The sequence below is a fragment of the Brucella sp. GW823-FHT04E01 genome, assembly GCF_058796175.1.
This window is the reverse complement of sequence record NZ_JBXAIK010000002.1, coordinates 767012-785855: the sequence shown is the minus strand read 5'-3', so window position 1 is coordinate 785855 and position 18844 is coordinate 767012. Positions and strand designations below refer to the sequence as shown.

Below are 18844 nucleotides of genomic sequence, written 5' to 3'. Positions count from 1 at the left end.
ATATCCTCACTTTATTTCTTCAGGCAGCAGCAGCGGCTGGTTTGCTGCGGTGCTCCACGTCGTAGAGCAGACCGCCTTTTCGGGTGTAGACGCCCCAGGTGATGACGAGGCAGGTCACGTAGAAGATCAGGAAGGCCCAGAGTGCGGCTTCCGGTCCGCCGGTCATGCTGATCGAGGTGCCGTAACCCTTCGGGATGAAGAAGGCGCCGAAGGCAGCAATGGCCGAGGTGAAGCCGGTGATGGCCGCAGATTCCTTGTCTGCTTCGTGACGGCGTTCTTCCGGGGTGGCATTGGGCATAAGCCTGTCCATCTCTTTCGACATGATCGCCGGGATCATCTGGAAGGTGGAGGCATTGCCGATGCCCGTTGCGAAGAACAGCAGGATGAAGGAAGCAAAGAAGCCCCAGAACGCATTCGGCTGATCCTTGATGCCGACGAAGTACAGCACGCCCACCACGCCGATCATCATCAGGACGAATGCCCAGATGGTGACGCGTCCGCCGCCATATTTATCGGCAAGCCAGCCCGAACCCGACCGCGACAGCGCGCCGACGAGAGGCCCGAGGAAGGCGAACTGAAGCGCATTGACCTCAGGGAACAGGATATTGGTCAGAAGCGGGAAGCCAGCCGAATAACCGATGAACGAGCCGAACGTGCCGGTATAGAGCCAGCACATGATCCAGTTGTGCTTGCGGCGGAAAATGACGGCCTGATCGGCAAACGAAGCCTTGGCCGACGCGATATCGTTCATGCCGAACCAGTTGGCGAAAGCCGTGACGATGATGAACGGCACGAAGAAGAAGCCGGCATTCTGCAGCCAGAGCGGCGTGCTGCCCGCTTCGGTCGCAACCATTGACGGATCGCCGCCAAGCTTGCCGAAGATACCGGCGGTGATGACCAGCGGAACCACGAACTGCACGACGCTGACGCCGAGATTGCCGAGTCCTGCATTGAGCGCTGCCGCATTGCCCTTCTCTTTCTTCGGGAAGAAGAAGGAGATGTTGGACATGGAGGAGGCGAAGTTACCGCCGCCGAAGCCGCAGCAGAGCGCCAGCAGCAGGAAGATGAAGTAAGGCGTATTCGGGTTCTGCACGGCATAGCCGATACCGATGGCCGGAATGACCAGCGACCAGGTGGTCAGTGTGGTCCACAGGCGACCGCCGAAGATCGGCACCATGAAGGAATAGAAGATGCGGAAGGTCGCGCCCGAAATGCCGGGGAGCGCCGCCAGCCAGAACAGCTGATCGGTCGTGAACTGGTAACCCACCAGCGGCAGCTTTGCCACCACCACGGACCAGACCTGCCAGATGGCGAAGGACAGAAGCAGTGCCGGGATCGAAAGCCACAGGTTGCGCTTGGCGATCCTCCTTCCCTTCTCTTCCCAGAAGGTCGGATCGTCCGGGCGCCAGTCGGTCAGGACGGAATCGCCCTTTGCCGGCTTGACATCGGCTTTCTTCAAGCCCTGCAATTCAGCAAAGGCCGGAAGCTCTTCCGTCGTCTTGCCCTCGGCTGCGCGCTCCATCTGGCGGATCGAGACGTGCATCCACGCAAAGGAAACCGCGACGATGACAAAGAGCAGCATGAAGCAGCTCGTCCAGAGGCCGGTCTGGTCCAGAAGTACACCGAACAGGATCGGCAGGATGAAGCCGCCGAGACCGCCGATCATACCCACCAGACCACCGACGGAGCCGACATTGCCCGGATAATAGACCGGAATGTGCTTGAAGACGGCCGCCTTGCCCAAAGCCATGAAGAAGCCGAGGATGAAAACGGTGATGGTGAAGCCGATCACGCCCATTTCGGCATGGAAGGCCAGCGGACCATTATCGCTCTGGATGACATAGTCCGTCGGCGGATAAGACAGTATGAATGTCGCGACCAGCGAGACGGCGAAGGTCCAGTACATGACCCGGCGCGCGCCATAGACATCCGAAAGATGTCCGCCATAGGCGCGGAAAAGACTTGCCGGGACGGAGAAGAATGCCGCGATGATGCCTGCGAGGCGAATATCGACGCCATAGACATGGATCAGATATTGCGGCAGCCACAGCGCGAGAGCCACGAAGGCGCCGAAGACGAAGAAATAGTAAAGCGAGAAACGCCAGACCTGAATATTCTTCAGCGGCTCCAGCTCCATCAAGGTGCTGGCGGGTTTTTCGCCCTTGCGCCGACGCTCGACCAGGACCGGATCGTCGCTCGTGGTGAAATAGAAAATCAGCGCCATGACGACCATCGCGGCCGCCCAGACTTCGGCGACCGTATGCCAGCCGAATGCAACCATGACCATCGGTGCGAAGAACTTCGTCACCGCCGCTCCAACATTGCCCGCGCCGAAAATGCCAAGCGCAACGCCCTGCTTTTCCGGCGGATACCAGCGCGAGACATAGGCAACGCCAACCGAGAACGACCCGCCCGCCACGCCCACGCCAAGCGCTGCAATCAGCATTTGCGGATAGGTGGTGGCGTAGGTCAGAAGATAGGTGGCAACCGCCGAGACCAGCATTGTGAGCGTGAAGATGGCCCGACCGCCATAGCGATCCGCCCAGATGCCCAGAATGACGCGGATCAGCGATCCCGTAAGGATCGGCGTACCGACGAGCAAGCCGAACTGGGTTTCGCTTAAGCCCAGCTCGGATCGAATTTCAATGCCGATGATTGCAAAGATGGTCCAGACCGCAAAACACACTGTGAAAGCGGTCGTACTCATCGCTAGCGCCGTGGTCTGCGCCCTGGGATTTTCCCCTGCGACATGTTGCATAGGCGTACTCCGAATTGAATACCATTGGAGGTTTCGTATGCACTTATGCGTCGACTTTCAGATGAATACATTGATTAAGATCAATATCTTTAGACTATTCAAGTTGAATTTTAGATATTCGTGGCTTAACGACCAAAATAGACCTAGTTAGTTCAAAGTATTGATTTATGCGCATTGCGTAATTGATATTTATCAAGCATAATAGACTGATGAAAACTTGACCCCAAAAGTGAGGTTTAATGCGGAAAGAAGACATCGACGCGCTGAAGAATTTGCCGCTCTTCATGGATATGGCAGATGCCACTTTCGAGCGGATCATGCGCCCTAGCTTCGTGCAGTCGTTTCCGCCACGCACGACCCTTATCAAGGAAGACGAGCCTGCGGACTTCCTGTTCGCAATCCTGGACGGCCTCGTGTTGATGTCCGCGAAATCGGACGACGGCGAAACCGCGCTGGAAATATTGCGCGCCGCCGATATTTTCATTCTCGCAGCCGTGCTCAATGACGATGTGTGCCTGCAAACTGCACAGACCCTCACGCCAACCCGTGTGCTGATGGTGCCTTCAAGTCTGGTTCGGGACTTGATGAGCGAGGACGTCGGTTTCATGCGCGCCGTCGTCTTTGAAACGGCACGCGCCTATCGTCGCCTGGTCAAAGAGCTGAAGGCGCAGAAGCTTAGAAGCAGTGTGCAGCGCCTCGCCAACTGGATCGTCAAGGAATCGCTCTTTAACAACGGCGCAGATGTCGTAATGATCCCTTATGAAAAACGGACACTTGCCGCCTATCTCGGCATGACACCGGAAAACCTGTCGCGCAGTTTTGCAACGCTCGGGTCCCACGGTGTCAGTGTGCAGGCCTCTGCAATCAAGATCACGAACAAGAACAAGCTGCTGCAGTTTGCGGCACCTTCCCATCTGATCGACAGGGAAGAACCGGCGCGCACGGCCGACAGGGTTTGAGACCGGCTTTCATCTTCCTGTCAAACAGAACGACTATCCGGTGACTTTCCTGATCGAACGGATATCCGCCATGAAAGCACCTTTTGTTGCACTGTTTCTTGCCCTTGCCACCAGCGCTGCGGCACAGGAAATGCAAAAGCCGGAACTCATCGGCGCTATCATGCTACCGACCGGCCTGAAAATCGGCGGCATTGAATTCGGCGGAATTTCCGGCCTCGACTACGACCCACGTGAAAATATCTATTACGCCATATCCGACGATCGTTCGGAAAACGCACCTGCGCGCTTTTACAAGCTCAAGCTCGCCATCGACGGTTCCGGCGTGCAAAGCCTTGATGTTCTGGAAACAGTCAAGCTTCTGGATAAGGCCGGCAAATCATTTGCGCTGAAGGATGTGGACCCTGAAAGCATCCGTTTCAACGTGGCGACCGGCACGATCTACTGGTCAAGCGAAGGCGATAAGAACGGCAGGCCTTTTATCGGCGAAGCAAAGACCGATGGCAGTTTCATTCGCGAATTTGCTTTGCCGGAAGCCTACATTCCCGACGAAGGCAAGACACGCGGCGTCCGCAACAATCTGTCTTTTGAAAGCCTGACCATCACACCGGACGGCAAGACGCTTCTGGCGGGAACGGAAAACGCCCTGACACAGGATGGAGACAAGGCGACACTCGACCATGGCAGCCGTTCACGCATCATCGCCTTTGACCTCGCCTCAGGCAATGTGACGGCAGAATATGCCTATGACACCGACCCGATCTTCACCAAGGCGACGCTGCCGCCCTTCTGGAACGATAACGGTCTGTCGGAATTCGTTTCCGATGGAAACGATCTCCTCACCGTCGAGCGCTCCTTCGCCATGGGTGTGGGCAATCGTATTACGCTCTACCGCGCATCTTTCGACGGTGCCAGCAATGTAAAGGATGTGCCCTCACTGGCCAATCAGTCTGTGACATCGCTCAGCAAGAAACTTTTCCTCCAGCTGAACGAAGGTGATTTCGGCCTCGACATCGACAATATAGAGGCCATCACCTTCGGGCCGATGATTGACGGCAAGAGAACGCTGATCCTTGCCTCGGATAACAATTTCAACCACGGTCAGGTTTCACAGTTCATTGCTTTGAAGCTGCCCTGACCGACCCGAGAATTTCCAGCAAAAGTGCGAAGCGGTTTTGCGTAGCATAATGCGACGAAACAAATATTCAGAGCTCAGGTCCAGAAATAGCGCACGATATGGAAGAAGACCGGAGCCGAAAAGACGAGACTGTCGGCCCGGTCGAGCATCCCGCCATGTCCTTCGATCATGTGGCCCCAGTCCTTCACGCCGCGATCGCGCTTGATAGCGGAAGCAACAAGCCCACCGAAGAAACCCATGATGCATGATGTGGCCGCAAGGGCACCCGCCTGCACAGGCGAAAACGGTGTGAGCCATGCAAGACCGGCTCCCAGAAGAGAGGCGCTCGCGACACCACCCAAAAAACCTTCCCAGGTTTTGGACGGCGATATGCTGGGCGCGATGCGATGTTTTCCAAACAGCTTTCCGAAAATATACTGCAGCACATCGCTGCCCTGCACGGTGGCCACCAGAAACGCGATCAGAAGCAGTTTCTTGCCGTCAAAACCGGGAATATCCAGTGTCATCAGCGCGGGCACATGGCTTATGCAATAGACCGACAGCATGATGCCCCATTGCTGCTCGCTGATACGCTCCAGAAAGCGCGACGTGTCCCCGGAAAGTGCAGTCAGAACCGGCATGGCGAGGAAGCAATAGACCGGGATGAAGATGGAATAGAGCCCGTACCAGTAGATCCAGATCAGATAGTATTGCACCGGAATGACCAGCAGGAACATGCCGAGCAGCACGCGATGGTCGGCGCGTCGGGTTTGCGTCAGCGTCGCATATTCGCGCAAGGCGGCAAACGAGATCAGCGCGAACAGCACGATCACGCCGCCCTTGCCGAACAGGAAGGCGATGCACATGGCCCCGACCATGATCCACCACGCCTTGATGCGGGCATTGAGATTGACCAGCGTGGATGAAAGCGGCTTCGGCGCGCGCCATGAAAGAACACCGGCAACGGCGCTTGCCGTTATCAGAACGCCCATGAGGCCAAGGAATAATCGGGTCGTTTCACTCATGAGTGATTACCATTCTGAGGCTGAATATCGAGAAGGCTCTGACGGGCGCGGGCGAGAAATTCCTTGCGGTCCTCACCCTCGCCAAGCTGCACCGGCGCACCGAAAATGACACGGCAAAGAAGCGGCACCGGCAGCATGGCGCCCTTGGGCAGCACGCGCGACATGTTTTCGATCCAGCATGGCACCAGCTCGACATCGGGGCGTGCCAGCGCCAGATTATAGATGCCGGAACGAAAGCGCAGCAGCGCCTCGTCGGTCATGTTGCGTGTGCCTTCGGGGAAGATGATGAGCGAATGACCATCGGCCAGCGCTTTCAGCATCACTTCCATCGGGTCTTGCGTGCGTTCCACCCAGTTGCGCTCGACAAGCACGGTGCGCAACAGAACTTCTGCCATGAACTGGCGCACGCGGTTGCCCCGCCAGTAGTCAGCACCAGCAACTGCACGGGTGCGTGCGCGCTCTTCCTGATCGAGACAGGAGGAAAGCAGGATGAAATCGCCGTGGCTTGTATGGTTGGCAAAATAGATGCGCTGATTGCGCGACGGACCGGTGCCGCTCCAGATTGGCCGCACACCGGTAATCCCGCGCGACAGGATTGCCAGAAACGAACCAAACGTCGATTGCACCTGATGGCGGATCAGTTCCCGCATGTTACAGCCCCTGACCCAATGGCACCGTGGCCAGCAGAATGAAAAGTACGATACCCAGCCCCAAGAAGAACCGCAGACGCCCCATGATGCGTCGCGAGCCTTCTATCCTTTTCGCGAGTGGACGGACCGTGCCGTCATTGGAGCGCAAACCCATGCGCTCAAGAATGCTGTCTACCTCACCCAAGCCCGTTTCACCGGAACCGGCGATCAGCTTGAAAAGCGCGACATCGAACAGGAGATGCGCAGCGATACCCAGCACGATCAACGAGCTTACCAACAAAAGCGGCCAGATCAGCCAGAAGGCCAGATCATGCACCGGGCGCATGAAGGGAGCGACCGCAAGCAAAGCCATGGCGACAATGATGCCGAGAAAGGCATTGCGGCGCAGAACAATTGCTATGGACGCTGCCGGAGAATTCATGTCAGCTCCTCCGCCAAATGCAGATGCACCGGCCAGCCCCTGGCACGGATCAGCGCTTCGGCTTCCCGCGCATTGGCGACACGGCCAGTAGAGATGAGCCATGCGACCGCAACTGTTGCGCTGCGCTGAAAACCAAGCGCGCAACAGACAAGAACCGGGCCGTGATGGCGTGCTGCTTCAACGGCATCGGCGGCCAGTTGCACTTTTTCCGATGACGGTGCGACCAGATCAATCGTGCCGAAACTTTTCCATTCTATAGAATGGGGTGGCGGCATCATTTCAGCGGCAAGATCAATGACGGCAGCAAAGGATGAGGGTTCTGCGGCTTTTGGAAAACGCCCGAGAAACACTCCGTCGGCCAACTCGACATGCGGCGGCAGCTTGCGTGTCCAGAACCGCACATTCAGCCGGGCAAAAAACCGGTAAGGCCAAAGCAGCCAACGGCTTGCGAGACTGACCGATCCATCTGTCTGCTTCTGGAAAATGCCAGCACCTACACCGAAATAGCCAAGCGTTACAATGGCCAGTGCCGTTGCAGGCCAGAGCCAGAAAACTGCATAGCCGGTGACGGTCAGGCCATGGATGGCGAGCACCAGAAACAGGATTGCGCCTGCCAGATAGTAAAACCCGATCCTTCTGGCTTTGGGGTCTGATGTGAACCGAAACTCTGCCAGCGGCGAAGGACCGCTGCGCGGAAAAAGCCACAAGGCAAACAGGCCAAGCAAAGCGCCTGCCGGAATATCGACCGCGTGATGCTGATAGGTGGTCAGCACCGACAGACCGATCAGCAGACACCAGACATGCCAGACCATGCGTATGGTATCGCCCATCACGCGGCGCATCTGATCCCAGATGATGATCAAGAGCGCGATATGCAGCGAGGGCGCCTGATTAAAGGGTTTGTCGAAGCCGCCAAGCACATCGAACATAAAACCCGGAAGACCTGCCGTTGCCGGTTTTACAAAAGTTGCGGTCAACGGAAAAGCGACGAAGCAGAGAACAGCGATGATCTGTGCCGTCAGATAGCGTTTTGCCAGCCGGTCGACCTGTTCGGGGCTGTCATTGACGAACAGCGCAATCGCATAAAACAGATTGACCGACCAATAGGGAACGATGCTCCACGCGATAAACGGAACTTGGCTTTCCCATCCGAAAGCAAGGTTAGGCACATGACCTTGCTGCGATGCGAGCCAGTTGGCCGTACCGTAGGTCAGGTAGAAAAAGGGCGCTAGAAACAGAAGCCAAAGGATCGCGCGACGGATCACAGGCCGCCGCGAAGATCCGTCAAGTTGCGTCAAATGCACTTTCACGCTTGGCCGTCTCCCACGCGCTCCGCAATCGAGACGGTGAAAATGCCCCACTGATCGACGCGCTGTTCGATCTTGCGATAACCGGCCTTCTCGACAAGCTGATCCATTTCGCCCTGCGTGCGACGGCGCATCACCCATGCCTCGCCGCCGCGATGTGACGTGAGCGCACGCGCGATCATTTCAAGCTGCGGATGCCATGGCTGGTTGGTGTAAATGAGCAGTGAGCCGGGTTTCTGCACACGGGCGAGGCCCGAAAGCGACCGGTTAATGAGCGCATTGTCCGGGAAAAGCTCGTAAAGACCGGACACGATGGCGAGGTCCGGCTGCGGCGTGACCGCTGCAAGGCTTTCCTCGTTAAATGCGTCACCCTCTTCCATATGGGCAATCGCCTCCAGCCCGCGATCCCGGATGAGCTTGTTGCCCGCCAGCACATTGATCGGCGAATAATCGCGCAGGTGAATGCTGTCCGGCATGGCGTCGGCACGCACCACCGCATCGATGACATAGCGGCCATGGCCGCAGGCAATGTCGAGAATATTGGTCGAGCGGCCCTCGCTTTTGAGCCGTTTGATCGCCGCACCGATCAGTTCTTCCAGATGCACCTTGCGCTGGCGGATACCCCGCCAGCCGATCGCTTCCAGAAACTGCTTGTCGATGAGCTTGCCACCCGGCCCGAGGCCCCGTGCTTCATTCTCATAGACATAATCGAGCGTGGAACCGGAATCGAACCCCGTGCGCTTGCCGACTTTCAACCCTTCCGAAAACAACGCACCGAAGGCTATCGAAGCGCGTGTCGACGCCCAGTAAAGCCCGTGCGCGGTCAGAAGCGGCAGCGGGCTGGACAACCGGTCGGCCTCGTCGCGCGTGTGGCCGGCAATATGCGCATCCGTCAGATCGGCGCGCTGCGGCTTTTCGGCAAAACGGACCTCGATGAAATCGTGGATGAGTTCGATTGCGGGTTTGCGATCCCGTTCGCCGAGCGTGTCGTGATAGAACCCTTTCAAAACATGCCGCTCCTTGATGCGGCTGCCGAGATTTTCAAAGAAGCTATGTTGCGGCGCAGGACGCACGACAAAATCGCTGCCGGAAATGAGCAGTTGCGTCGGAACGGTGATCGCCCGCGCATCATCCACCACGCGCTTCGCCGTCTCATAGAGTTGCAGCAGGATGTGCGAGGCGATGGGGCGCGTAATCAGCGGATCGGTACGATAGGATTCGATGCGTTCCGGATCATGGGTCAGGAATTGCGGCTTGACGTATGAATTGACGTAGAAGGTGCCTTTCAGCTTCTGCCACAGGCCGATGCCTTCCTTGGCGAATGGCACATAGAGCTTGATGTCGAAAGCGGGCGAAGCCAGCACCAGCGCCCGAATATTCGGCGCATAGTCATGCACCCAGGCCGCAGCCAGAACCGCGCCGACACTCTGCGCGATAATTGCCACATCCTCGATGGCGGTGCCAGTTTCCTGACGGATATGGGCGACAAAACTGTCGAGGTCACGGATCGACGCGCCGAAGGACGGCGAGAAGCCGCGCACGCCCGGCGACTGGCCGTGGCCGCGTGCATCCCAGGCGTAGAAGGCGTAGTCATCCAGCCCCAGCTCATCAACGAGGTGTGCGACGCGTCCGCTGTGCTCATGGCCACGATGCAGGAGGACAATCACGCCTTTCGGCCTGCCGGAAATTGCCGGCCAGAAACGGTAGAACAGCGACGTGCCGTCATGGGTGACGAACTGGCTTTCCTGCGCCGCGCGATGCCGATTTGTAGCGTGCTCGTTCATGCCATCCCCTCTCCACCTGTTTCCTCATGGGACAATTGCCCGCAATTTCTATTGAGTGAAACAAAATGTTTGAATAAACGAGCTGGAGCGAACCGCAAATAGCTGTTCAATACTTATTCTTCGTTTCCCAAGAGATTCTTGATGTCGGTTTATCAACTCAAGTCGCATTTCCAGAATTTACTGAGACCTCTTGTCGTGCGACTTGCTGCAGGCGGTGTAACGGCCAATCAGGTTACAGTCGCTGCCGCGCTCGTCTCGATCATACTTGGCGCTTTTCTGGCGTTGAGCGGTAACGCGGCATGGTTTGCACTCGTCCCGATCTGGCTTTTCCTGCGCATGGCGCTGAACGCCGTCGACGGAATGCTGGCGCGCGAACACGGACAGAAATCGACACTGGGTGCCTATCTCAACGAGATTGGAGACGTTGTTTCCGATGCTGCCCTTTATGCGCCCTTCGCGATCATCGCGCCGTTCACCGGCCCATGGCTATTCGCGATTATCTTTCTGGCCACCCTTACGGAATTTGCAGGCGTTGCCGGTGCGTCCGTGGGTGCGAGCCGCCGCTATGACGGCCCGATGGGCAAAAGTGACCGCGCTGTGGTCTTTGGCGTGCTCGGCGCATGGATTTCCATTGATGGCATTCTGCCACAATGGATTTTCTGGCTGCAGCCGCTCCTATGCCTGCTTCTGGTCGCGACCACGGTCAAGCGCATCACAAACGGCATAAACGAAGCAAAGAGCGGGTAAAACGGCTTTCCGGTACTGGTATTGACGCAATTGGGGCCTATGTTGGTCCATTCAATTCCAGCTCAATCGGAGGCCATGCCAATGAAGAAAGCTAAGACTGCTTTTCTGTTTGCGGGCATATTCGCATTTTCATCCGCGCTCAGCCCGGCGCTGGCTGCCAGCAATGGCAGTTCGAAACAAAGGGCGAAGGAAGTCACCGCTGTCGTCAACGCCGTCGCGCAGAAAATGCCCGACCAGCCGATCAATACGGTGATGTATATCCGCTCCAATAATTTCGAGGTTCTCGCAGGCGACTGCACCGTGCGAGCGCATATCATCTCGTCGGGTCACAAGGCGAAAAGCACTTCTCCCGACAAGATCAAGGTCCGGCTCAACAAGCGGCGGTGTGCGCGCTAGAGCATTTCCAGCAAAAGCGCGAAGCGGTTTTGCCTAGGATAGTGCGGCAAACCAATTCGTTAGAACAGTCCTGCTATAACAGGACCGTTCTAACTCCCATTAAGCTGTGACTTTGCAACGGTCTTGACGACCCAGTCGGCAAAGACACGAAGGCGGTTGCTGAGGTGGCGGTTGGGTGGATAGACCAGATAGATCGGCATCGGCTCGATTTCCCATTCCTGCAGGACAGGGCGCAACGTGCCGTTTTCTATGTCATCCTTCACCATGAACAAGGGTGCCTGCACCACACCAAGCCCTGCGCGCGCGGCTGCGAGATAGGTGGTCGATTCGTTCGCTGCCACCACATAGCGTCCGTTGACCTCGATTTCCTCCGTCCCTTTTTTGAAACGGAACGGCATCTGCTGGCCGGTCGATGGCCGGAAATAACCGACCACCGTGCAGTTCCTGCCGAGATCGGACGGATGCAGCGGCGTGGAACAACGGTCGAGATATTCGGCGGAAGCGCAGGCGATGAAATGCATGTCGCCAATGCGCCGCGCAATCAGCGACTGGTCGGCCAGCTCGCCAATGCGGATGGCGCAATCGACGTTCTCCGCCACATAATCGACAGGCCGGTCCGATACGCCAAGATCGATCTGGATATCGGGATAACGCTGATGAAACTCGATCAGCGCCGGAATAATGATGAGATTGGCGACCGCGCTCGCCATTTCCACGCGCAGGCGACCTTTGGGCAAGGTCTGGGCGCTCGACAAGCTGCCGTCAAGTTCCGCAAGATCGGCCAGCAATCGTGCAGCGCGCTCATAGTAAAGTGCGCCATCCGGTGTTACGAGAACACGGCGGGTCGTACGATTGAGGAGTTTTGTACGAAGATGGGCTTCCAATCCTTGGATAAGATTGCTGATCGTTGCCTTGGGCATATTGAGCGAGGCGGAGGCGCGCGTGAAGTTCCCGGTTTCAACAACCCGGAGAAAAGCGCGCATGGCCGAGAGCTGGTCCATTATCAAAAAGCCGTCATTGTTCGAGATTCTGGACAGTGTAACCAATTATAGGGGACTATTCCAGCCTATAGACAATGCTAATATCTAACCATGGCGGTTTGCCGCTATACATGAAGGCCAAGAAAGATGTGCGAGAAGTTTACGGTTGAGACAATGCAGGCGGGTAACACCAACTGCACGGCGCGCATTTATAAGGGCGCCAAGTTGCTCTCTCCGCCGCCTGTGGTGTTGCACCTTCACGGCGGTGCTTTCTCGGTCAACTGCCTTGGTGACTGCGAGCGTGTTGCCGAAACACTTGCCGAGGCAGGTGCGGTGGTCGTGTCGCCAGAATATTCGTCGGCCTGCCTCAACCCGTTCCCGGCGGCGCTTGAGATAGCCTACTCCATTTTGTCTTCGATGCGCGCGCGTTGCCCTGAATTAGCGCACAAGAAGTCGATGCTGTTCGTCGCCGGTGAAGAGGCGGGCGGCAATATTGCTGCCGGCGTAGCCCTCATGGCGCGCGATCAATATCTGACCGAACTCAAGGGTCAGATACTGCTTTCGCCCATGCTCGACCCCTGCCTCGCCACGGCGTCTTTCCGCAAGTATTGCCCGGAAAGCGCCGTCCAGACGATGTCGGATGGCTGGCAGCATTATCTGGGCGAGTGTGCGGGTTTCACCCACCCCTACGCCGCGCCTGCCCTGTGTACGCGTCTTGCTGGTCTGGCACCCACCTTGCTTGTCACCAGCGCCCAGTGCCCGATGCGCGATGAAACGCAGGCCTATGCCGAGCGTCTCCGTCAGGCGGGCGTGAAGGTACAATCGCATGTCCTACCCGGGAAAGCTGGCTGGATAGCCGAAAACAAGGTGGCGGGCACCGACTGGTCGCCACAGGAACATAAACTTATCGACCTGTTTTCCGATTTCTTCCGGCAGGCAGGAGCAAAGTCAATCGCAGCATAACATCAGTTTTAAAGTCCTCCCAAGCTTTGATCTGGTGCTCACATTGAAGCCGGCCCCCACCGGTTAGGAGATACAACAATGACATCGATCACAGCCCGCCGGGCCCTATGGGGCGCCGGCCTGAGTATCCTATTGTCTGCAGCCGGCGGCGGCGCCATTCTCTTTGGCGCGCCTCACCTCAAGGCCGATGCTGCAACCGATATTTCCGCTCCACCGCCCGCCGTGCCGGTTTCGGTCGCCAAGGCAGAATCGCGACGCATCGTAAGCTGGGAAGAGTTTTCCGGCCGTCTGGAAGCGATTGACCGGGTAGAAATTCGGCCGCGTGTCGGCGGCGCCATCCTGAAAGCCCATTTCCGCGAAGGCGCTCTGGTGAAACAGGGTGACCTGCTCGTCACCATCGATCCCGAGCCCTATGCGGCGGCGGTCGAAAAGGCAAAAGCGCAGGTTTCCGCTGAAGAAGCCCGCGTCGCACTCGCCAAGACCGAACTGGAACGCGGGCGCCAGCTCGTGACCACCCGTACGATCGCCCAAAGCGGCCTCGACCAGCGCTCCAGCGCCTATGATGAGACGCAGGCAAGCTTACGTTCCGCCAAGGCAGCCCTGCGTTCCGCCGAGCTCGATCTTCAATATACCGAAGTGCGCGCACCGATTTCCGGTCGCGTCGGGCGGCTGGAAGTCACGGCAGGCAATCTCGTTGCGGCAAGTTCCGCCTCGCCGGTCCTGGCCACGCTTGTTTCGGTCGATCCGATCTATGCAAGCTTCAGCGCCAATGAGGAAGTCGTCACCAAGGCGCTTGCCAAGCTTGCAGCCTCGCCTGGCGGAAACGCCATCGAGCGCATTCCTGTCCAGATCGGCACTGCTTCCGATGAAGGCACCCCGATTTCCGGCCATATTCAGCTCATCAACAATGAAGTCGATGCCACAACCGGCACAATTCGGGTTCGTGCGGCAATCGACAATCCGGACGGAAGGCTCATTCCGGGCCAGTTTGTCCGCATTCGTTTCGGTGAGCCGGAACCGGATGAAAAACTGGTGGTGAGCGACCGGGCGATTTCTTCCGATCAGGACAAGAAGTTCGTCTTCGTGGTCGGCACGGATAACAAGGTTGAATACCGGCAGGTAGTTCTTGGTCGCAATTATGACGGCCTGCGCATTATCGAAAGCGGGTTGAAGCCCGGCGAGAATATCGTCGTGAACGGCCTGCAGCGCATTCGTCCGGGCGTGGTCGTCGCACCGCAACCGGTAACCGAAACACTTGCCCAGAACTAGAGCGGTTCCAGTTTGAACGGAATCGTGGAACCGCTCTATCTCTTTGCTTGTACGCATTTACCTCACGCAAAACCGCTTCGCACTTTTGCTGGAAATGCTCATTGAAACAGTGCGCGCCTGAAGCGCGCATAAACGCAAACACTCAGCCTAAACAACCCGCGAGAACACTTGTTCCCGCGGGCCGGGAGAGTCTTTGCCTTCCCGCTTAAGGGGGATAAACAGATGAACTTTTCACGCTTTTTCGTCGACCGCCCGGTCTTCGCTGGCGTTCTGTCGGTCCTGATCTTCGTTGCCGGTCTGATCGGCATGACAGGTCTGCCGATCTCGGAATATCCGGAAGTCGTGCCGCCACAAATCGTAGTTCGCGCGCAATATCCGGGCGCCAACCCGGCCGTTATTTCCGAAACCGTCGCCACGCCGCTTGAAGAACAGATCAACGGCGTCGAAGGCATGCTTTATATGCAGAGCCAGGCGACCGCCGACGGCGTCATGACGCTGACCGTCACATTTGCGCTCGGCACCGATCCCGATCAGGCCCAGCAGCTGGTGCAGAACCGTATTTCGCAGGCCGAACCGCGCCTGCCGGAAGAAGTGCGCACCCTTGGCGTCACAACTGCCAAAAGCTCGCCCGACCTGACGCTGGTGGTTCACCTCATCTCGCCCGATGGCCGGTATGACGTGAACTATCTGCGCAACTATGCCGTTTTGAACGTCAAGGATCGTATCGCCCGTATTCCGGGCGTCGGTCAGGTGCAGATATTCGGCGGCGGTGATTATTCGATGCGCGTCTGGATTGACCCGCAGAAGGCAGCCGAACGCGGACTTTCTGCAAGCGATATCGCCACTGCCATCCGCCAGCAGAACGTTCAGGCTGCTGCCGGTGTCATCGGCGCATCGCCGTCCGTTTCGGGCCTCGACCTTCAGCTATCCGTCAATGCGCAAGGCCGTCTCCAATCACCGGAAGAGTTCGCGAACATCGTCGTAAAATCGGGCAGCGAAGGTGAAATCACCCGGCTGGGCGATGTTGCGCGTGTCGAAATGGGCGCAGCTGATTATTCCCTGCGCTCGCTCCTCGACAACAAGTCAGCGGTTGGCATGGGTGTGTTTCAGGCACCCGGCTCCAATGCGCTTGAAATTTCCGAAAACGTCCATGCCGCCATGGCCGACCTGAAGAAAACTATGCCGGAAGGCGTGGATTTCGACATCGTCTATGACACGACGGCGTTTGTGAAAGCATCGATTGAGTCGGTCATTCATACCCTGCTTGAAGCCATCGTGCTGGTGGTGATCGTCGTTATCATGTTCCTGCAGACATGGCGCGCCTCCATCATCCCACTGGTTGCCGTTCCCGTCTCCATCGTCGGCACGTTTGCGGTGATGTATGTGTTCGGCTTCTCCATCAATGCGCTCAGCCTCTTCGGCCTCGTGCTTGCCATCGGCATCGTGGTCGATGACGCCATCGTGGTAGTGGAAAATGTCGAGCGTAACATCGAGCAGGGCCTGTCGCCGGTCGAGGCAACCTATCGCGCCATGCAGGAAGTGTCCGGGCCGATCATCGCCATCGCACTGGTGCTGGTTGCGGTCTTCGTGCCGCTTGCCTTCATCACCGGTCTGACCGGTCAGTTCTACCGCCAGTTCGCTCTCACCATCGCGATCTCGACGGTGATCTCCGCCTTCAACTCGCTGACGCTTTCGCCTGCTCTGGCAGCTCTGCTGCTGCGCGGTCACGATGCGCCGAAGGATCGGCTGACCCGGATCATGGACAGGCTGTTCGGCTGGTTCTTCCGTGGCTTCAACCGTTTCTTTGGTGCAAGTTCAAACGCCTATGGCCGCGGCGTTGGCAGCATTCTCTCGCGCAAGTCGCTGGTGATGGGCCTCTATGTCGTGCTGCTCGGCGTCACCTTCGTGCTGTTCCGTGCAGTGCCCGGCGGCTTCGTTCCGGCGCAGGACAAGCAATATTTGATCGGCTTCGCGCAATTGCCGGATGCGGCAACGCTCGACCGTTCGGAAGATGTGATCCGCCGCATGAGCGACATTGCCCTCAAGCATCCGGGCGTGGCCAATGCCATTGCCTTCCCCGGTCTGTCGATCAATGGTTTCACCAACTCGTCGAACTCCGGCATCGTTTTCGTGACGCTGAAGCCGTTCGAGGAGCGTAAAACCCCGGAACTTTCGGCCAATGCCATCACCGGAGAACTGAACCAGCAGTTCGGCGCCATTCAGGATGCTTTCATCGCCATGTTCCCGCCACCGCCCGTTCAGGGTCTCGGCACGACAGGCGGCTTCAAGCTCCAGCTTGAGGATCGCAACGGGCTTGGCTTCAAGGCGCTGGACGATGCGACCAAAGCGTTTCTGGCCAAGGCCTATCAGACACCCGAGCTGGCTGGTCTCTATTCGAGCTACCAGATCAATGTGCCGCAGCTTTATGCCGATCTTGATCGCACGAAAGCACGGCAGCTGGGCGTGGCGGTGACCGATGTGTTCGAAACCCTGCAGATTTATCTGGGTTCGCTCTATGTCAACGACTTCAATGCCTTTGGACGTACCTATAGCGTGCGCATTCAGGCCGACGCGAATTACAGAAGCCATGCCGAAGATATCGGCAAGCTGAAGGTTCGTTCGCAGTCGGGCGAGATGATCCCGCTGTCGGCTCTTCTGAAAGTCGAGCAGACCGTAGGTGCGGAACGCGCCATCCGTTATAACGGCTTCCTTTCCGCAGATATCAACGGCAACCCGGCTCCCGGCTTCTCGTCCGGGCAGGCACAGGCTGCCATCGAACGGATCGCGGAAGAAACCCTGCCTCCGGGCATCGCTTACGAGTGGACCGATCTGACCTACCAGCAGATTCTCGCCGGTAATTCAGGTTTCCTCGTCTTCCCGCTGGCGTTGCTGCTCGTCTATCTGGTTCTGGCCGCGCAATATGAAAGCCTTGCCCTGCCGCTGTCGATCATCATGATCGTGCCAATGGGGATCATGGCCGCACTCACCGGCGTCTGGCTGACAGGAGGTGACAACAACGTCTTCACCCAGATCGGCTTGATAGTCCTTGTAGGGCTGTCGGCAAAGAACGCGATCCTGATCGTGGAATTCGCCCGCGAGCTGGAGCTGTCCGGACGAAGTGTCGTGCAGGCGGCGGTCGAGGCAAGCCGGTTGCGTCTGCGCCCGATCCTGATGACCTCGATGGCCTTCATCATGGGCGTGGTGCCTCTGGTAATGTCGACAGGTGCTGGCGCGGAAATGCGCTCAGCCATGGGTGTCGCAGTCTTTGCAGGCATGATCGGCGTGACGGCCTTCGGCATCTTCATGACGCCGGTGTTCTATGTGCTGATCCGCAAGCTCTCAGGTGAACGTCCGTTGAAACATGCAGGCGCAAAGATCGAAGCCCCGCATCTGGCGCCGGGAGAATGACCCCGGCATCACCTCAAGACCTGACCAGAAGGGCCGGAGCAATCCGGCTCTTTTCATGTAATCAGCGGATTTATTTTCTTCGCGTCGCGATATCGCCCGAATCTGTTTCTTAAGAGGGAGCTTATTCGATGCATGAAGGAGAAGATTGTTGCAAAAGACCGGTTTGCTTGCCCTCGCCCTTGTTGTCACTGCGCTAACAGCGTGTTCCGAAACAACGCCCGGCCCGTCGGCAAGTGCCGCTCCTGCAAAACCGCCTGTCGATCCGACACCCATCACCGGCAACTGGTGCAGCTCCGACGGCCAGCGGTTCTCCATTTCCGGCGAGCGTTTTGACAGCCGTGACAGCCAATGCTCCGTAACACGGATAAACAATTACGAAGGCACGTTTACCGTGGCCATGTCCTGCACCGCCAACGGTCAACAGTCGAACGAAAACATCACTATTTCACCTGTCGGCCAGTCGCTGCATATCTCGTTCCTGTCCATGGGTGGCAAGCGGGCAGTGGTGAGCCGCTGCGCCTCCTGACCGCCGCTAAATCACATTAAGGCATAACCATGATCTGGCGCGATTTTCGCGCCAGATGCGTTTTTACGAGCAGAAGCGTTGCGTTTTCCAGACGGAAATTACGGCGAATGCCCGACTAAAACATGCCCAAACTATGGCAAATGATGTTCCGGGACAATGTGATGCGACAGGGCGGTCCCGCTCTGCTAAACTTGCCGTTGCAATGCCACACCCAAACTGAAGGGAGACAGACATGAAAGTCGTATTCGTGACTACAGCTGTCCTCGCTCTGTCGGTTACAGCTGCGATGGCAGACTGCACTTATCATAATGCTCAATCCTCCACGAAGATGGAGAAGCCTCAGACAACTGCAAGCATTCAGACAACGGCATCGGAACAGAAATAGCTGCCGGAATGTTTGAAGCTGAACTGCCATATTTTCATTTGTGACGATCGTGGCCATAAGCAACCATCGTCACAAATTTTATGAGCTAGAACTTCACGTTGAACGAAGTGTTGAAGCCATTCCGGCTCCGCTGCGCCATTCACGTGAAGTGT

General features: G+C 57.4%; 15 protein-coding genes. 8 read left to right on the top strand and 7 right to left on the bottom strand.

Features of this window, described 5'->3' with window-relative positions:
• Positions 1 to 19 precede the first annotated feature (19 nt).
• Positions 20 to 2758, bottom strand: coding sequence for a nitrate/nitrite transporter (locus AC1RHM_RS09070; protein WP_029376201.1), 2739 nt, complete (start codon positions 2756 to 2758; stop codon positions 20 to 22).
• A 239-nt stretch (positions 2759 to 2997) separates the two neighbouring features.
• Here AC1RHM_RS09070 and AC1RHM_RS09065 point away from each other — a divergent pair, with 239 nt between their 5' ends.
• Positions 2998 to 3717 carry a cyclic nucleotide-binding domain-containing protein gene (locus AC1RHM_RS09065; protein WP_010660850.1) on the top strand — a complete coding sequence of 240 codons (720 nt, stop codon included), beginning with the start codon at positions 2998 to 3000 and terminating at the stop codon, positions 3715 to 3717.
• A 70-nt stretch (positions 3718 to 3787) separates the two neighbouring features.
• Positions 3788 to 4852, top strand: a complete 1065-nt coding sequence (locus tag AC1RHM_RS09060) for an esterase-like activity of phytase family protein (RefSeq protein WP_010660849.1) — start codon at positions 3788 to 3790, stop codon at positions 4850 to 4852.
• Between the two features lie 74 nt (positions 4853 to 4926).
• On the opposite strand, the gene AC1RHM_RS09055 is transcribed toward AC1RHM_RS09060, so the two are convergent.
• From AC1RHM_RS09055 to AC1RHM_RS09035, 5 genes are read right to left on the bottom strand one after another with little or no spacing between them, the layout of a single operon-like run.
• Entirely contained in the window at positions 4927 to 5856 is a 930-nt protein-coding gene (locus AC1RHM_RS09055; RefSeq protein ID WP_151612740.1) for a phosphatidate cytidylyltransferase, read from the bottom strand.
• On the bottom strand, positions 5853 to 6506 hold the full coding sequence (locus AC1RHM_RS09050; RefSeq protein WP_011982634.1) for a lysophospholipid acyltransferase family protein: 654 nt from the start codon (positions 6504 to 6506) through the stop codon (positions 5853 to 5855). The genes AC1RHM_RS09055 and AC1RHM_RS09050 overlap by 4 nt, the downstream gene beginning before the upstream one ends.
• A 1-nt stretch (position 6507) precedes the next feature.
• Positions 6508 to 6927 carry a hypothetical protein gene (locus tag AC1RHM_RS09045; protein ID WP_151612738.1) on the bottom strand — a complete coding sequence of 140 codons (420 nt, stop codon included), beginning with the start codon at positions 6925 to 6927 and terminating at the stop codon, positions 6508 to 6510.
• Complete coding sequence (locus AC1RHM_RS09040) at positions 6924 to 8237, bottom strand: phosphatase PAP2/dual specificity phosphatase family protein (RefSeq protein ID WP_151612736.1); 1314 nt, start codon at positions 8235 to 8237, stop codon at positions 6924 to 6926. Before AC1RHM_RS09040 ends, AC1RHM_RS09045 begins: the two co-directional genes overlap by 4 nt.
• The gene (locus tag AC1RHM_RS09035) at positions 8234 to 10018 is read right to left on the bottom strand and encodes a bifunctional alpha/beta hydrolase/class I SAM-dependent methyltransferase (protein WP_182505917.1); all 1785 of its coding nucleotides are present in this window, start codon (positions 10016 to 10018) and stop codon (positions 8234 to 8236) included. The genes AC1RHM_RS09040 and AC1RHM_RS09035 overlap by 4 nt, the downstream gene beginning before the upstream one ends.
• Positions 10019 to 10159: 141 nt before the next feature.
• Between AC1RHM_RS09035 and AC1RHM_RS09030 the strand changes: the two genes are divergently transcribed.
• Together AC1RHM_RS09030 and AC1RHM_RS09025 are read left to right on the top strand one after the other, a co-directional pair.
• Positions 10160 to 10765, top strand: coding sequence for a CDP-alcohol phosphatidyltransferase family protein (locus tag AC1RHM_RS09030; protein WP_010660843.1), 606 nt, complete (start codon positions 10160 to 10162; stop codon positions 10763 to 10765).
• Between the two features lie 81 nt (positions 10766 to 10846).
• Positions 10847 to 11161, top strand: a complete 315-nt coding sequence (locus AC1RHM_RS09025) for a hypothetical protein (RefSeq protein WP_036579618.1) — start codon at positions 10847 to 10849, stop codon at positions 11159 to 11161.
• Positions 11162 to 11250: 89 nt separating this feature from the next.
• Here AC1RHM_RS09025 and AC1RHM_RS09020 read toward each other — a convergent pair whose 3' ends face one another.
• A complete protein-coding gene (locus AC1RHM_RS09020) occupies positions 11251 to 12162 on the bottom strand; it encodes a LysR family transcriptional regulator (RefSeq protein WP_010660841.1) in 912 nt (303 codons plus the stop codon).
• A 126-nt stretch (positions 12163 to 12288) separates the two neighbouring features.
• Between AC1RHM_RS09020 and AC1RHM_RS09015 the strand changes: the two genes are divergently transcribed.
• From AC1RHM_RS09015 to AC1RHM_RS09000, 4 genes are all read left to right on the top strand, one after another.
• Positions 12289 to 13104, top strand: coding sequence for an alpha/beta hydrolase (locus tag AC1RHM_RS09015; RefSeq protein WP_105529331.1), 816 nt, complete (start codon positions 12289 to 12291; stop codon positions 13102 to 13104).
• Between the two features lie 78 nt (positions 13105 to 13182).
• On the top strand, positions 13183 to 14373 hold the full coding sequence (locus tag AC1RHM_RS09010; RefSeq protein WP_151612732.1) for an efflux RND transporter periplasmic adaptor subunit: 1191 nt from the start codon (positions 13183 to 13185) through the stop codon (positions 14371 to 14373).
• Positions 14374 to 14595: 222 nt separating this feature from the next.
• Positions 14596 to 17781 carry an efflux RND transporter permease subunit gene (locus tag AC1RHM_RS09005; protein ID WP_011982625.1) on the top strand — a complete coding sequence of 1062 codons (3186 nt, stop codon included), beginning with the start codon at positions 14596 to 14598 and terminating at the stop codon, positions 17779 to 17781.
• Between the two features lie 148 nt (positions 17782 to 17929).
• Complete coding sequence (locus AC1RHM_RS09000; RefSeq protein WP_010660837.1) at positions 17930 to 18307, top strand: hypothetical protein; 378 nt, start codon at positions 17930 to 17932, stop codon at positions 18305 to 18307.
• Positions 18308 to 18844: the final 537 nt, after the last annotated feature.

Coding starts and splice junctions, on each gene's coding strand:
- AC1RHM_RS09005 (WP_011982625.1), top strand. CDS start 14,596: ATGAACTTTTCACGCTTTTTCGTCGACCGCCCGGTCTTCGCTGGCGTT.
- AC1RHM_RS09035 (WP_182505917.1), bottom strand. CDS start 10,018: ATGAACGAGCACGCTACAAATCGGCATCGCGCGGCGCAGGAAAGCCAG.
- AC1RHM_RS09065 (WP_010660850.1), top strand. CDS start 2,998: ATGCGGAAAGAAGACATCGACGCGCTGAAGAATTTGCCGCTCTTCATG.
- AC1RHM_RS09070 (WP_029376201.1), bottom strand. CDS start 2,758: ATGCAACATGTCGCAGGGGAAAATCCCAGGGCGCAGACCACGGCGCTA.
- AC1RHM_RS09010 (WP_151612732.1), top strand. CDS start 13,183: ATGACATCGATCACAGCCCGCCGGGCCCTATGGGGCGCCGGCCTGAGT.
- AC1RHM_RS09025 (WP_036579618.1), top strand. CDS start 10,847: ATGAAGAAAGCTAAGACTGCTTTTCTGTTTGCGGGCATATTCGCATTT.
- AC1RHM_RS09050 (WP_011982634.1), bottom strand. CDS start 6,506: ATGCGGGAACTGATCCGCCATCAGGTGCAATCGACGTTTGGTTCGTTT.
- AC1RHM_RS09020 (WP_010660841.1), bottom strand. CDS start 12,162: ATGGACCAGCTCTCGGCCATGCGCGCTTTTCTCCGGGTTGTTGAAACC.
- AC1RHM_RS09030 (WP_010660843.1), top strand. CDS start 10,160: ATGTCGGTTTATCAACTCAAGTCGCATTTCCAGAATTTACTGAGACCT.
- AC1RHM_RS09060 (WP_010660849.1), top strand. CDS start 3,788: ATGAAAGCACCTTTTGTTGCACTGTTTCTTGCCCTTGCCACCAGCGCT.
- AC1RHM_RS09015 (WP_105529331.1), top strand. CDS start 12,289: ATGTGCGAGAAGTTTACGGTTGAGACAATGCAGGCGGGTAACACCAAC.
- AC1RHM_RS09055 (WP_151612740.1), bottom strand. CDS start 5,856: ATGAGTGAAACGACCCGATTATTCCTTGGCCTCATGGGCGTTCTGATA.
- AC1RHM_RS09045 (WP_151612738.1), bottom strand. CDS start 6,927: ATGAATTCTCCGGCAGCGTCCATAGCAATTGTTCTGCGCCGCAATGCC.